We start from the raw sequence: 14,635 nt of genomic DNA, 5'->3' as shown, positions 1-14,635 counted from the left end.
AATGCGCGACCGCGGCTGAAATATGTTCGATTCTGCATTTTTATATTATCCCGGAAAGTTCCGGGTCGCATTGCGCGATATTCATTCGATTATCTTCGCGAGTGCCGGCGGCGCGGTTGCCCTGTGCGAGGCCGGCTCCTGCGCGATCGTTTCCGGCCATGGATCCTGCGCCGGCAGTGGGCCGCACTTGGCGACGGGGCGGCCCGCGGCGCGGCCATCGCCGCGGCGGCGCTCAGGCCGGCTGTGGATCCGCCGCCAGCAGGTCCGCGTCCGCAGTACAGGGCACGTCCCAGGCGCTCGGGGCCTCGGCCAGGCCCAGCGCGCGCCGTACCGGCGCGAAGCTGCGCCGGTGCTGCGGGCACGGGCCATGCGCGGCCAGCGCGGCCAGGTGCGCCGGGGTGGCGTAGCCCTTGTGCAGGTCGAAGCCGTAGTGCGGATGCTGTTCGTGCAGGCGCTGCATGAAGCGGTCGCGGGTGACCTTGGCCACGATCGAGGCGGCCATGATCGCGCGGTCCAGGCCGTCGCCGCCGACCAGCGCCTCGGCGGCGCAGGGCAGGCCCTTGGGCACGCGGTTGCCGTCGATGCGCGCGAAACCGGCCACGTGCGCCACGCCCTCGACTGCGCGGCGCATGCCCAGCATGGTGGCCTGGTAGATGTTCAGCCGGTCGATCTCCTCGGCCTCGATCAGCACCACCTGCCAGGCCAGCGCGCGTTCGACGATGCGCGCGTACAGCGTCTCGCGGCGCGCGGCGGTCAGCTGCTTGGAGTCGTCCAGGCCGTTGATGCGGGGGCGCGCCGGATCGAACACCACCGCGGCCACCGCGACCGGCCCGGCCAGCGGCCCGCGCCCGGCTTCGTCGACGCCGGCGTAGAGCCGCCGGGATTCGGCATTCGGGATTGGGGATTCGCAGAGCAGTTCCCGCTGCGGCGATGGGGGATCGGAGCGCTTCATGCCGTTGCTTTTCCCGAATCCCGAATCCCCACTCCCGAATCCCGGCCTTCCAGCAACTCGAGCACCGCATCGGCCGCACGCGCCGAGGCGTCCTGGCGCAGCAACTGGTGCAGGCGCGCGTACTCGGGCTGCAGCGCGGCCACCGCCTGCGGGTCACGCAGCCAGTGCAGCAGCGCGGCGGCGAGCGCGTCCGGGGTGCAGGCGTCCTGCATCAGTTCCGGTGCCAGGTCGCGCCCGGCGAGGATGTTGGGCAGCGCGTAACGGTCGACCTTCAGCAGGCCCAGCGCCTTGACAATGCGGTAGGTCAGCGGCGCGACCTTGTAGCCGACCACCATCGGCCGCTTCACCAGCATCGCTTCCAGCGTCGCCGTCCCGGACGCGAGCAGCACCACGTCGGCGGCGAGCAGGGCGGTGCGGGCCTGGCCGTCGAGCAGGTGCGAATACACCACCGGCAACGCCGAGCGCGACAGCTGCTCGGCCAGCAAGGCCTTGCATGCGGGATTGGCGGCCGGCACCACCACGTGCGCGCCGGGCGTCTGCTGCAGCACCTGCCAGGCGGCGGCGAAGAAGGTATCGCCGAGCCGGCCGATCTCGCCCAGGCGGCTGCCCGGCAGCACCGCCAGCACGGTCGCGCCGGCCGGCAGGCCGAGTTCGGCGCGCGCCGCATCGCGGTCTTCGTGCAGCGCGATCGCGTCGGCCATCGGGTGGCCGACGAAGCGCGCATCCACGCCGTGCCTGGCGTAGATCGGCGGTTCCATCGGGAACAGGCACAGCACCCGGTCGGCGCTGGCGCCGATCTTGGCCGCGCGCCGCTCGCGCCAGGCCCACACCGACGGGCTCACGTAGTGCACGGTGCGTATGCCGCGCTGCTTGAGCCAGCGCTCCACGCCGAGGTTGAAGTCGGGCGCATCGATGCCGACGAACACGTCCGGGCGCCAGTCCAGCAGGCGCTGGCGCAGCTCGCGACGCAGTTTCAGCAGCCGCGGCAGGTGCCGCAGCACCTCCATCAGGCCCATCACCGCCAGTTCGCTGGCATCGAACCAGGTCTGGCAGCCGGCGTTGCGCATCGCGTCGCCACCGATGCCGGCGAATTCGGCATCCGGATGGCGCGCGCGCAGCGCCTCGATCAACCCGGCGCCAAGCTGGTCGCCGGAGGCTTCGCCGGCGACGAGGGCGATGCGCAGCGTTGCTGCGCCGGGATTGGGGATTGGGGATTGGGGATTCGTCGAGGCAGGAGCGAGGTCGCCGGCGGCCGTGGTGCCGCCGTTGCCAATCCCCAATCCCGATTCCCGACTCCCGGCTTTCATCGCAACAACGGCCGCTCGCTGGCTTCGATGAATTCCAGCATCGCGCGCACGTCCTCGCTGCTTTCGGCCAGCACCGCCAGCTGCTGCTTGGCCTCGGCCAGCGGCAGGCCGGCCACGTACAGCGCACGGTAGGCGCGCTTGATCGCGGCCAGGCGCTCGGTATCGAAACCGCGGCGCTTGAGGCCTTCGCTGTTGATGCCGCGCGGGCGGCCCAGCGAATTGCCGCCGACCATGGTGAACGGCGGCACGTCGCCATTGATCAGCGCGCCCATGCCGAGGAAGGCGTGGTCGCCGATGCGGCAGAACTGGTGCGCGCCGGCGAAGCCGCTGATGATCACGTGGTCGCCGACTTCGACATGCCCGGCCAGGGTGGTGTTGTTGGAAAACACGCAATGGTCGCCGACCACGCAGTCGTGGGCGACGTGGGTGTAGGCCAGGAACCAGTTGTCGCTGCCGACCCGGGTGATGCCGCCGCCGTTGCCGGTGCCGCGGCTGACGGTCACGAACTCGCGGATCACGTTGCGGTCGCCGACCACCAGTTCGGTGCGTTCGCCGGCGAACTTCTTGTCCTGCGGATCGCCGCCGAGCGCGACGTGGCCGACCAGGTGGTTGCCGCGGCCGATGCGGGTCGGGCCGACGATGCTGCAATGCGGGCCGATCACGCTGCCTTCGCCGATCTCGACTTCGGCGCCGATCAGGGTGAAGGCGCCGACGCGCACGTCCGCCGCCAGCGTCGCCGACGGATCGATCACTGCGGTGGGATGGATGAGAGGGGCGTTGTCGCTCATTGCAGGTCTCCTGCCTGGCTCATTCGCGGGTGCCGGCGCACAGCACCTCGGCGCAGGCGACGACCTTGCCGTCCACCTTGGCTTCGCCGTAATACACGGCCATGTTGCGGATCACCCGCTTGATTTCCACATGCAGCTCCAGCACGTCGCCGGGCACGACCTGGCTGCTGAAGCGGGCCTTGTCGACCTTGACCATGTAGAACAGCTTGGACTGCGCATCGCGGCCCAGCGCGAGCTGGGTCAGCACGCCGCCGGCCTGGGCCAGCGCCTCGATGATCAGCACGCCGGGCATGATCGGCTGGCCGGGGAAATGGCCCTGGAAGAACGGCTCGTTCACGCTGACGTTCTTGTGCGCGACGATCTTGCGATTCTCGAAGTCGAGCGACACCACCTTGTCCACCAGCAGGAACGGGTAGCGGTGCGGGATCAACTTCTGGATCTGCTGGATGTCCGGCAGGGTCTGGTCGTGGCTCATTGCTTCTCCTTGCTTACAGACAGGATGCGACGGGCCAGGGCATCGAGCTGCTTGAAGCGCGCGGCGTTCTTGCGCCACGTGCGGTTGTCGGTCAACGGGGTACCGGAGGAATACTCGCCCGGCTCATGGATGGAGTTGCGCACCACCGACTTGCCGGTGATCACCACCTTGTCGCAGATTTCCAGGTGGCCGACCACGCCGACCGCGCCGCCGAGCATGCAGTAGCGGCCGATCTTGGCGCTGCCGGCGATGCCGGTGCAGCCGGCGATCGCGCTGTGCGCGCCGATGTGCACGTTGTGCGCGACCTGCACCAGGTTGTCCAGGCGCACGTCTTCCTCGAGCGTGGTGTCTTCCAGCGCGCCGCGGTCGACGCAGGCGTTGGCGCCGATCTCGCAATCGTCGCCGATCGTCACACCGCCGAGCTGCGGCACCTTGATCCAGTGGCCGGCGTCCATCGCCAGGCCGAAGCCATCGGCGCCGAGCACCGCGCCGGGATGGATGCGCACGCGCTTGCCCAGGCGCACGCGGGTGACCAGGGTGACGCGGGCGATCAGTTCGCAGCCGTCGCCGACCTGGCAATCGTCGCCGATCACGCTGCCCGGGCCGATCACGCAGCCGTCGCCGACCACGCTGCGCGCGCCGATGCTGACGAAGGCGCCGATGTGCGCACCGGCGGCGATCTGCGCGCTGGGGTCGATGCTGGCGCTGGGATGGATGCCGGGCGGACGCGCCGGCGCCACGTCGAACAGCGCGGCGATCTTGGCGAAGGCGACGTACGGATCGCGCGCGATCAGCGCGGTGCCGGGCGCCGCCTCGGCGTCGTCGGCGCGCAGCACCACCACCGCTGCGGCGCTGTCGGCGAGCTGCGCGCGATAGCGCGGATTGGCCAGGAAACTGAGCTGCCCGGGGCCGGCATGCGCCAGCGTGGCGACGCCATGCACGGCGACGGCGCCGTCGCCATGCAGCTGCAGGCCGAAGCGCTCGGCGATCTCGTGTGCGGTATGGGAAGGAGTATTCACGCCGGGATTCTACCGTGTGCCATCGGCACGGTCATGCTGCCCCTGCGCGCAGGCCGCACAGGCCAGGATCGGCCAATGCTCAAGGCCGCCATCAACCAACGCCAGAAAAGCCCCCGCTTGAGGGCCATGCCACGATCAACCAAGCAGAAAACCTTCTGCTTCGGTCAGATCGCGGTCATCCAATTCTGACAAAAGCCCCCTTTAGTAAAGGGGGCGCGCCGACAGGCGCGGGGATTTGGGAGAAGACGAGCCGGGGCCCGCGGTTCGCGCAGCGAATCGTGGGGCGTCAGCGCGAACGCGATGACGCGCTCACGCCTTTAGTAAAGGGGGCGCGCCGAAGGCGCGGGGATTTGGTTGCCAAGCCCGGAGCGGGCAGTTCGTCAGAACTGCCCACCAAAGGTGAACTGCAGACGCTCGATCTCGTCGTTGTCTTCCTTCTTCAGCGGGAGCGCGTAGCTGATCGAGATCGGACCGACCGGTGCGCGCCACAGCAAGGCCACGCCGGTGGAGGCGCGCAGTTCGTTGGTCTTGTAGTTGTCCACGCCGTTGAACACGTTGCCGACGTCGACGAACGCGGAGACGCGCGCCGAGGGGCTGTCGAACAGCTTCGGGAAGTACAGTTCCGCCGAGCCCACGGTCTTGAACGAGCCACCCAGCGGCTGCCCGCGGCTGTAGGAAGCGGTGGCTTCCGAACGCGGACCGAGGGTGTTGTCCTCGAAGCCGCGCACCGAGTTGGTGCCGCCGGCGTAGAAGTTCTCGTAGAACGGCAGGCCCGAGGCGGTGACCGTGCGGGTGGTGCCGTCGGCGTTGGTGATGGTGCGGCTGACGTCGCTGCCGTAGCTGTCGCCGTAGCCGAATTCGGCGCGGGTGTTGAGCACGATCGAGGGGATGATCGGCCAGTACTTGGAGATCTGGTAGTTCAGCTTCCAGTACTCGACCGTGGAGCCGGGCAGGGTGGCTTCCAGGCCGACGCGCTGGTACATGCCGCGGGTCGGCATGAAGTAGTCGTTGCGGGTGTCGCGCGCCCAGCCCAGTTCGCTGCGCCAGGCGTGGAAGGTGCGCTGGCCGATCGCATCGATGTAGTTGATGATCGCCTGCGGGGTGTAGCCGGCGTAGGTGGTGATCTGGTTGCTGTCGATGCCGAACATCAGCGAGACGGTGTCGTTCTCGGTGATCGGCACGCCGAAGATCATCTGCGCCGCGCCGTTCTTGCTGTTGTACTGGGCGGTACCGAAGTCGGAGTAGTCCAGCTTGCGGTAGGAGATGTTGTAGCCCAGCGACACGCCGTCGTCGGTGAAGAACGGGTTGGTGTAGGAGAACGCGTAGCGCTCCTGGTAGCTGCTGCGCGAGGCGTCCACCGAGACGCGGTTGCCGCCGCCCAGGAAGTTGTTCTGCGACAGCTGGATCGAGGTGGTCACGCCGTAGGTCTGCGAATAGCCCAGGCCGAAGGTGAAGCTGCCCGAGGTGGTTTCCTTGACGCTGTAGACCACGTCGACCTTGTCGTTGCTTCCCGGGACCGGCGGCGTTTCCACGTCCACCGACTCGAAGTAGCCCAGGCGCTGCAGGCGGACCTTGGAACGGTCGATCGCGGCCTGCGAGTACCAGCTGTTCTCGAACTGGCGCATCTCGCGGCGCAGCACTTCGTCGGAGGTGCGGGTGTTGCCCTTGAACACGATGCGGCGGACCGACACGCGCGGGCCCGGCACCACCTGCAGATTGATCGCGACGGTGCGCTTCTCGCGGTCGGTGGTGGGGATCGGGTTGACCTTGGCGAAGGCGTAGCCGATGTTGCTGAGGGTGTTGGTGATCGCGTCGGAGCTGAATTCCAGCAGCGCGCGCGAGAAGGTGTCGCCCGGCTTCGGGATCACCAGCTTCTCGACCTCTTCCTGCGGCAGCACGGTGTCGCCGGTGACCTTGATGTCGGAGATCTTGTACTGCTCGCCCTCGGTGATGCCGGCGGTCAGGTACATGTCGCGCTTGTCGGGGCTGATCGCCACCTGGGTGGAATCGACGCTGAAATCGACGTAGCCGCGGTCCAGGTACCAGGAGTTGAGCTTCTCCAGGTCGCCGGACAGCTTTTCCTTGGAGTACTGGTCGTCGCGGCGGTACCACGACAGCCAGTTGTGCTCGCGCGACTCCCAGTTCTCCAGGATGTCCTCGGTGGCGAACTTCTCGGTGCCGATCAGGTTGACGTGCTGGATCTTGGCGGCCTTGCCTTCCTTGATCGCGATCGCCACGTCGACCCGGTTGCGGTCCAGCGGGCTCACCGTCGGAGTGATCTCGACGTTGTACTTGCCGCGGTTGTTGTACTGGCGGGTCAGTTCCTGGGTCACCCGGTCCAGGCTCAGCCGGTCGAAGGTGCCGCCCTCGGTCAGGCCGATGTCGGACAGGCCCTTGAGCAACTCTTCGCTCTTGATGTCCTTGTTGCCGGTGACGGTCAGCTTGTTGATCGCCGGACGTTCCTTGACCGTGACCACCAGGATGTTGCCCTGGCGATCGACCTGCACGTCCTCGAAGAAGCCGGTGCGGTACAGCGCGCGGATCGCTTCGCCGACCTTGGCATCGTCGACCGTGTCGCCGCGTTCCACCGGAAGATAGGTGAACACGGTGCCGGAGGAGATGCGTTGCAGCCCGTCGACGCGGATGTCGCTGGCGGTGAAGGGCTCCGTCGCCTGGGCCAGAACCGGCAAGCTGAGGCTGGCGGCGAGGGCGAGGGCTAGCAGGCGGCGAGTGGGAAATCGCGTCATGTCACGTCCGGTAGAGGTCGATATCGTTGTTGCATGGGCGCCGGCGTAAGACGACGACAGCGGGGTCGAGTGGATCAGCATCGGGTTCATCGCAGGACCTGGCCGAAGATGTCGTTGTAGAACGCCAACCCCATCAGCCCGGCCAGCATCGTCAGACCGACGAACTGCCCCGCAGCCATGGCACGCTCGCTCAGCGGGCTGCCCTTGACCAACTCAATAAGGTAATACAGCAAGTGCCCGCCGTCCAAGATTGGAATCGGCAGCAGGTTCATGATCGCCAGGCTCAGCGACAGCAGCGCCAGGAAATACAGGAACCAGTCCGGCCCCTGCTGGGCCGAGACGTTGGCCACCTTGGCGATGGTGATCGGCCCGGACACGTTCTTGATCGAGGCCTGGCCGGTCAGCATGCGCCGGATCAGCCCCAGGGTATCCCCGGCCAGCTTGCCGGTTTCGCGGAACGCGACCGGGATCGCCGCCAGCGGGCCGTACTGCAGCTTGGCGTCGAACGCCGGCGGCGGGCGGTCTTCCTGGCCGAGGCCCACGCCCAGCGACAGGCCCTTCAGGCGCGGGTCCTTGCTGGGGGTGAGACGCACTTCCAGCGCCAGCCGTTCGCCGTTGCGCTCGACCTCGACCAGGCCGCTGCCGCCGTTCCTGGCCAGGGCCTGGACCTGCGGCGCGACCTGGTCGGCGCCGGCGACCGAGGCGCCATCCACCGCCAGGATCAGGTCGCCGGGGCGCAGCACGCCGTCGGCGGCCGAACCCGGAGTGACCTTGGAGACGATCGCCGGCTGCAGGCTGAAGCGCCAGGTGAGGCCAGCCAAACGCGGCACCTGCTGTTCGTCGAAGCCGGCAGGCAGCTGCGACAGGCGCAGCGTATGCACGCGGCTGGCGCCGTCGCGCGTGTCCTCGGTCTGGATGCGCACGTCCGCGGCATCCATCGCCGCCACGGTCAGCTGCATGCTGGCATCGCTCCAGCTGGAGACCTCGCGCTCGCCGATGCGCACGATGCGCTCGCCCGGCTGCAGCCCGGCCTGCAGCGCCAGGCCCTCGGCGCGGCCGACCACCGCCGCGTAATCCTGCTTGCCGATCACGAACATCGCCCACAGCAACGCCACGCACAGCACCAGGTTGGCGATCGGGCCGGCGGCGACGATGGCGATGCGCTGCCACACGCTCTTGGTGTTGAAGGCCTGGTCGCGCTCGGCCGGGGCGACCTCGCCCTCGCGTTCGTCGAGCATCTTCACGTAACCGCCCAGCGGAATCGCGGCGATCGCGAACTCCGTGCCGTGGCGGTCGTAGTACGACCACAGCGGCTTGCCGAAGCCCACCGAGAAGCGCAGCACCTTGACCCCGCAGCGGCGGGCCACCCAGAAGTGGCCGAACTCGTGGAAGGTCACCAGCACGCCCAGGCTGACGATCATCCACCAGACGGACCCGATGAAGTCACCCATGCGCGTGGCTCATAGGGGCGTGCGTGTCAGACATGGGCAGGCTGGCGGGCAATGGCGAGTTCGGTGATCTTGCGCGATTGCGCGTCCGCCGCCAGCAGCGCGTCCAGGGAGTCGGCCGCGCCCGCGGGCAGCACGGTCAGGGCGTTCTCGACCAGCGCAGGAATCGATAGGAAACCGATACGGCCCTGAAGAAAAGCTGAAACAGCCACTTCGTTGGCCGCGTTCAGGATCGCCGGCGCGCTGCCGCCGACCTGCATCGCGCGCCAGGCCAGGCCCAGGCAGGGGAAGGCGTCCAGGTCCGCGGGTTCGAAGTCCAGGCGGCCATGGGCCAGCAGGTCCAGTCCGGCGACTCCGGATTCGATCCGCTCCGGCCAGCCCAGACCCACCGCCAGGGTGGTGCGCATGTCCGGCAAACCCATCTGCGCCAAGGTGGAACCGTCGATGAACTCCACCAGCGAGTGCACCAGGCTCTGCGGGTGCACCAGCACCTCGATGCGCGACGGCGGCAGCGCGAACAGGTGGTGCGCCTCGATCACTTCCAGGCCCTTGTTCATCAGGGTGGCCGAGTCGACCGAGATCTTCGGGCCCATCGACCACTTCGGATGCGCCACCGCCTGCGCCGGGGTCACGCCCTGCAGCCGGCTGCGGTCCCAGCCGCGAAACGGGCCGCCGGACGCGGTCAGCAGCACCCGCCGCACCTCGGCGCCGGTCTGGCGCGAGCGCAGGCACTGGAAGATCGCGCTGTGTTCGCTGTCGATCGGGATGATCTCGGCGCCCGCCGCGGCGGCCGTGGCGGTGACCAGCTCGCCAGCCAGCACCAGCGATTCCTTGTTGGCCAGCAGCAGGCGCTTGCCGGCGCGGGCCGCGGCCAGGGTCGAGGCCAGGCCGGCGGCGCCGACGATCGCGGCGACCACGCTGTCGCAGGCGTCGCTGGCCACCAGCTGCTCCAGCGCGGCGGCGCCGGCATGCGCCTGGGTGCGCAGTCCGGCATCGCGCAGCCCGTCGCGCAGCGCCGGGTACAGGGCCGGGTCGGCGATCACCGCGTGCGCCGGCCGGTGCACGGCGCACAGCGCCAGCAGCCCGGCGACGTTGCCGCCGGCGGCCAGCACGCTGGCGCGCAGCCGCTGCGGGTGACGCGCGATCACGTCCAGCGCGGAGGCGCCGATCGAGCCGGTGGCGCCGAGCACGGCGATGGAGCGGACGGCATCGGCCATGTTCAGAATCCGAAGATCTCTTTGCCCAGCGCGAAGATCGGCAGCGCCGCCAGCACGCCGTCGACGCGGTCCAGCACGCCGCCATGGCCGGGGATCACGTTGCCCGAGTCCTTGGCGCCGACGTGGCGCTTGAGCAGGCTCTCGAACAGGTCGCCGACCACCGAGGCCAGCACGCTGACCGCGGCCACGATCAGCAGGCCGGGCAACTGCGGCAGGGTGACCCCGGCCAGCCAGCCGAAGCCGGCGGCGCAGATCAGGCCGGCCAGCAGCCCGCCGAGCAGGCCTTCGACGGTCTTGTTGGGGCTGATCCGCGGCGCCAGCTTGTGCTTGCCGAACTGGCGCCCGGCGAAATAGGCGCCGGAATCGGCGGCCCACACCGTGACCAGCGCGGTCAGCAGCCAGCGGTGCCCGTTCGGCTCGCTGGCATGGATCAGGCCCAGCGCGGCCCAGGCCGGAACGATCGCCAGGGTGCCGGCGGCGAGCTTGAACACCCGCGCGTAGGTGGCGTGGTCGGAGCCGAACTGGAAGAAGCGCAGCCACAGCAGCGCCACGCACCACCAGCCGACGCCGACCAGGGTGGTCAGCTGGAACAGCACCAGCGAGCCGGCCGAGGCCCACACCAGCAGCACCATCAGCAGCAGGTTCAGCACCAGCAGGATGGTGCGCGGCAAGGTGTCGTCGACCTCCGCCAGCTTCAGCCATTCCCACAGGCCGATCAGGAAGATCAGCGCGGCCAGGGCCGCCAGCCATTGCGTCGGCAGCAGCAGGATGGCGCAAATGGCCAGTGGGGCCATGATCAGCGCGGCGATGACACGGGTACGGGTCATGCGGGTGTGTTCTCCGTCGCCGGGGCGACTTGCGCGCTGGTCAGGCCGAAACGCCGCTCGCGGCTGGCGTAATCGTCCAAGGCTTGTTGCAGCACCTCGGGGCCGAACTCGGGCCACAGGGTCTCGGTGAACCACAGTTCGGTGTAGGCCAGCTGCCACAGCAGGAAATTGCTGATGCGCACGTCGCCGCCGGTGCGGATGAACAGGTCCGGCGGCGGCAGGTCGGCCAGGGCCATGTGCGCCGACAGCAGGGTCTCGTCGATCTGCTCGGGGCGCAGGCGTCCGGCCGCGACCTCTTCGGCCAGCGCCCGCGCGGCCTGGGCGATGTCCTGGCGGCCGCCGTAGCTGGCCGCGATTGACAGGTGCAGGGCCTGGTTGTGCTGGGTGCCGGCTTCGGCCTGGGCCATGCGCTCGCGCAGCGACGGCGCGAAGCGCGAGCGGTCGCCGATGAAGCGCACGCGCACGCCGCGCCGCTGCAGTTCCTCGACCTCGCGGTCCAGCGCATGCAGGAACAGCTTCATCAGCGCGTCCACTTCTTCCTGCGGCCGGCCCCAGTTCTCGCTGGAGAAGGCGAACAGAGTCAGCGCGGGGATGCCGCGTTCCAGGCAGAAGTCGATGGTGCGGTTGACCGCGCGCGCGCCGGCGCGGTGGCCGATCACGCGCGGCCGGCGGCGGCGCTGCGCCCAGCGGCCGTTGCCATCCATGATGATGGCGATGTGGCGGGGCAGGGACATGGGGCGGGGGTCGGAAGGCATGGCCGCGAGGCGCAGGCTCAGACCGCCATCAGTTCCTGTTCCTTGCCCTTGACCACGTCGTCGACGTCCTTGATCGCCTTGTCGGTCAGCTTCTGGATGTCGTCCTCGGCGGCGCGGGCCTCGTCCTCGGTGACCTGCTTGTCCTTCAGCAGATCCTTGATCTGCTGGTTGGCGTCGCGGCGGATGTTGCGGATCGCGACCTTGCTGTCCTCGCCTTCGCTATGCACGACCTTGGACAGCTCGCGGCGGCGCTCTTCGGTCAGCGCCGGCAGGTTGAGGCGGATGGTGGTGCCGGAGGTGTTCGGGGTCAGGCCCAGGTCCGAGGCCAGGATCGCCTTCTCGACCGCGCTGACCATCTGCTTTTCCCACGGGCTGATGGTCAGCGAGCGGGCATCGGCCACGGCCACGCTGGCGACCTGGCTCAGCGGCATTTCCGAGCCGTAGTAATTGACTTTCAGGTGTTCGACCAGGGCGGTCGAGGCGCGGCCGGTACGCACCTTGATGAGCGTATGGCGCAGCGCATCGATGCTCTTGGCCATGCGGGTCTGTGCGTCTTGTTTGATTTCGTTGAGCATCGCCGGTGTCCGTGCTGAATCTGAATCGGACGATTATAGCCTGCTGGGAATGGGGAATCGGGAATGGGGAATGGCAAAGGCAGATCCCGGCACGATTGACGCAACGGCGCGCCGCGGGGAGGTGGCCTCGCGTCGATGTTGCAGCGCGCAACGCGCTTGCGATTCCCCAATCCCCAATCCCCGATCCCGGCTTCTCAGCTACGGCCTTTGACCAGCGTGCCGATCTCCGCGCCGTGCAGGATCTTCAGCAGCTCGCCGGGCTGGCCCATGTTGAAGATGCGCAGCGGCAGGTCGCTGTCGCGGGCCAGCGCGAAGGCGGCGGTGTCCATCACTTCCAGGTTGCGCGCGATCACTTCGTCGTAGGTCAGGCTGTCGAAGCGCACCGCGTCGGCGTGCTTCTTCGGGTCCTTGTCGTACACGCCATCGACCTTGGTCGCCTTCAGCAGCAGGTCGGCGCCGATCTCGATCGCGCGCAGCGCCGCGCCGGAGTCGGTGGTGAAGAACGGGTTGCCGGTACCGGCGGCGAAGATCGCGATGCGCCCCTTCTCCAGGTGGCGGATCGCGCGGCGGCGGATGAAGTCCTCGCACACGTCGTTGATCTTGATCGCGCTCATCACCCGCACCTTGGCGCCGAGCTTCTCCAGCGCGTCCTGCATCGCCAGCGCGTTGATGACGGTGGCCAGCATGCCCATGTGGTCGCCGGTGACCCGGTCCATGCCGCCGGCGGCCAGGCCGGCGCCGCGGAAGATGTTGCCGCCGCCGATCACCAGCGCCACTTCCGCGCCGGCCTGCTGCGCCTCGATCACTTCATGGGCGAGGCGGTTGATGACCTTGGGGTCGATGCCGTAATCCCCATCCCCCATCAGCGCTTCGCCGGAAAGTTTCAACAGGATACGGCGATAGGCGAGCTGGGACATGGTGACCTCGTGGGGGGACGGGCAAACCACGCGATTCTAGCCGAAGCGCGGCGCGGAATCTGCCGCGCGCACGCGTGCATGCAGTGGCCCGGTTCAGGCCAGGGTGTCGCGGAACGAGCGCGCGGTGACGCGGTTGCGGCCGCCGTGCTTGGAGCTGTAGAGCATGTCGTCGGCGGCCTGCAGCAGCTCCTGCGCGGTGCCGAAGCGCTCGCGCCCGCCCTGGGTGGCGACGCCGGCGGAGAAGCTGATGTGCAGCGGCCCGCTCTGCAATTCGACCATCGGCCGCTGCGCGATGTCGAGGAGGATGCGCTGGATCACGCTCAGCGCGGCCTCCTCGGTAGTGTTGGGCAGCAGCACCAGGAACTCCTCGCCGCCGAAGCGCGCCACGGTGTCGCTGCTGCGCAACAGCGGCTGCAGCGCCTGCGCGAACGCGCGCAGCACCTGGTCGCCGATCAGGTGGCCATGGGCGTCGTTGATCTTCTTGAAGTCGTCCAGGTCGATGAAGGCGACCGACAGCGGCCAGTCGTGGCGGCTGGCCAGGTCGAACTGCTGGTTGAGCAGGACGTCCAGCTGGTGCCGGTTGTACACGCCGGTCAGCGCGTCGCGGCTGGCCTGCTCGGCCAGGCGCCGCGCGCGGTGCTCCGATTCGTCGGCCTGGTGCCGGGCCAGGGTGGCTTCCTGGATCTGGCGCAGGTTGCGCAGCACCATCAGTTCGCGGGCATGGCTGATGATCGCGTCGATCCGCTCCGGCTGCGCGATGCGCACGTCGAAGATCGGGCCGATGACCGGCAGGGATTCGGCCATGCCGGCGATCACTTCGTCGAAGCGGCGGCTGTCCAGCTGCAGTTCGCGATAGGCGCGCTCCATCGCCAGGCCGCGCGCGGTGTCGACGTCGCTGCTCAGCCAGATGTCGGCGACGCTGCCGGACAGCAGCACGCACTTGCCGAACGTGTCCGGCGCCAGTTCGGTCCCGGCGCTGTGGCCGATGCTGCGCTGCAGGTAGCCGGGCAGCTTCCACTTCTGCGCCAGCCAGGCGCCGACCTCGGCGTGGTCGCAGCCGAGCCGCTCGCGCTCCATGGCGACCAGCGTCTCGCTGCCGCTGCCGCCGGCTTCGCGCAACAGCGGCGCGTAGTCGTCGTGGCAGATATGCAGAAGGGCCAGCGCGCCCATGTCCTGCAGCAGGCCGGCCAGCATCAGTTCCTCCTGCTTGCGCAGGCCCATGGCCTGGCCGAGCAGGCGGCTGGCCAGCGCCGACAGCACGCTGCGCCGCCAGATCCGTTCCTGCAGGTCGCCGGCCCCGGCGCCGTCGCGCAGGCTCTGCACCATCGAGAAGCCCAGCGCCAGGCTCAGCGCGGCGTTGAGCCCGAGCATGGTCAGCGCCTGGCCGAGGTTGTCGATGCGGCGCCGGCTGGCGTACAGCGGCGAATTGGCGATGCGCAGCATGCGCGCGCTCAGCGCCATGTCCATCGCGATGGTGTCGGCGGTGGTGGCCAGATCGACGTCCGGATCCTGGGCCAGGTCGATGATGCGCAGCGCAATCCCGGGCGGCGAGGGCAGGTTTCGGGAGTGAGCCAGGATGGCTTCGAGTTCAGGGCGCATGCGGTTCCG

13 protein-coding genes are annotated in these 14,635 nt (G+C 68.8%); all 13 read right to left on the bottom strand.

Going from position 1 to position 14,635, the window contains the following annotated elements:
* Nucleotides 1-232: 232 nt before the first annotated feature.
* The gene (locus HDC36_RS07340; protein ID WP_179565890.1) at nt 233-952 is read right to left on the bottom strand and encodes a ribonuclease HII; all 720 of its coding nucleotides are present in this window, start codon (nt 950-952) and stop codon (nt 233-235) included.
* Complete coding sequence (gene lpxB / locus HDC36_RS07335) at nt 949-2,259, bottom strand: lipid-A-disaccharide synthase (RefSeq protein ID WP_255432638.1); 1,311 nt, start codon at nt 2,257-2,259, stop codon at nt 949-951. Before lpxB ends, HDC36_RS07340 begins: the two co-directional genes overlap by 4 nt.
* Nucleotides 2,256-3,047 carry an acyl-ACP--UDP-N-acetylglucosamine O-acyltransferase gene (gene lpxA / locus HDC36_RS07330; RefSeq protein ID WP_179565888.1) on the bottom strand — a complete coding sequence of 264 codons (792 nt, stop codon included), beginning with the start codon at nt 3,045-3,047 and terminating at the stop codon, nt 2,256-2,258. Before lpxA ends, lpxB begins: the two co-directional genes overlap by 4 nt.
* Before the next feature lie 19 nt (nt 3,048-3,066).
* Complete coding sequence (gene fabZ / locus HDC36_RS07325; protein WP_179565886.1) at nt 3,067-3,522, bottom strand: 3-hydroxyacyl-ACP dehydratase FabZ; 456 nt, start codon at nt 3,520-3,522, stop codon at nt 3,067-3,069.
* Complete coding sequence (gene lpxD / locus HDC36_RS07320; protein ID WP_179565884.1) at nt 3,519-4,541, bottom strand: UDP-3-O-(3-hydroxymyristoyl)glucosamine N-acyltransferase; 1,023 nt, start codon at nt 4,539-4,541, stop codon at nt 3,519-3,521. The genes fabZ and lpxD overlap by 4 nt, the downstream gene beginning before the upstream one ends.
* Nucleotides 4,542-4,921: 380 nt before the next feature.
* Nucleotides 4,922-7,288, bottom strand: a complete 2,367-nt coding sequence (bamA, locus tag HDC36_RS07315) for an outer membrane protein assembly factor BamA (protein ID WP_179565882.1) — start codon at nt 7,286-7,288, stop codon at nt 4,922-4,924.
* Between the two features lie 86 nt (nt 7,289-7,374).
* Complete coding sequence (gene rseP / locus HDC36_RS07310) at nt 7,375-8,739, bottom strand: RIP metalloprotease RseP (protein ID WP_179565881.1); 1,365 nt, start codon at nt 8,737-8,739, stop codon at nt 7,375-7,377.
* 26 nt (nt 8,740-8,765) lie between these two features.
* Nucleotides 8,766-9,953 (bottom strand): 1-deoxy-D-xylulose-5-phosphate reductoisomerase, encoded by a 1,188-nt coding sequence (dxr, locus tag HDC36_RS07305; protein ID WP_179565880.1) that lies wholly within the window; start codon nt 9,951-9,953, stop codon nt 8,766-8,768.
* 2 nt (nt 9,954-9,955) lie between these two features.
* Nucleotides 9,956-10,780, bottom strand: coding sequence for a phosphatidate cytidylyltransferase (locus HDC36_RS07300; protein ID WP_179565879.1), 825 nt, complete (start codon nt 10,778-10,780; stop codon nt 9,956-9,958).
* On the bottom strand, nt 10,777-11,514 hold the full coding sequence (gene uppS / locus HDC36_RS07295; RefSeq protein ID WP_179565878.1) for a polyprenyl diphosphate synthase: 738 nt from the start codon (nt 11,512-11,514) through the stop codon (nt 10,777-10,779). The genes HDC36_RS07300 and uppS overlap by 4 nt, the downstream gene beginning before the upstream one ends.
* A 38-nt stretch (nt 11,515-11,552) precedes the next feature.
* Nucleotides 11,553-12,110 carry a ribosome recycling factor gene (frr, locus tag HDC36_RS07290; RefSeq protein WP_179565877.1) on the bottom strand — a complete coding sequence of 186 codons (558 nt, stop codon included), beginning with the start codon at nt 12,108-12,110 and terminating at the stop codon, nt 11,553-11,555.
* 194 nt (nt 12,111-12,304) lie between these two features.
* Nucleotides 12,305-13,027: a UMP kinase gene (gene pyrH, locus HDC36_RS07285; protein WP_104558608.1), complete on the bottom strand. Its 723-nt coding sequence runs from the start codon at nt 13,025-13,027 to the stop codon at nt 12,305-12,307.
* 93 nt (nt 13,028-13,120) lie between these two features.
* A complete protein-coding gene (locus tag HDC36_RS07280; RefSeq protein WP_179565876.1) occupies nt 13,121-14,626 on the bottom strand; it encodes a GGDEF domain-containing protein in 1,506 nt (501 codons plus the stop codon).
* Nucleotides 14,627-14,635: the final 9 nt, after the last annotated feature.

Origin of the sequence: Xanthomonas sp. JAI131 (genome assembly GCF_013410075.1) — a bacterium.
In the GTDB taxonomy this organism is placed as follows: Bacteria; Pseudomonadota; Gammaproteobacteria; order Xanthomonadales; family Xanthomonadaceae; genus Xanthomonas_A; species Xanthomonas_A bonasiae.
The sequence above is the reverse complement of the archived record's forward strand: the minus strand, read 5'-3'. Positions and strand labels throughout refer to the sequence as shown.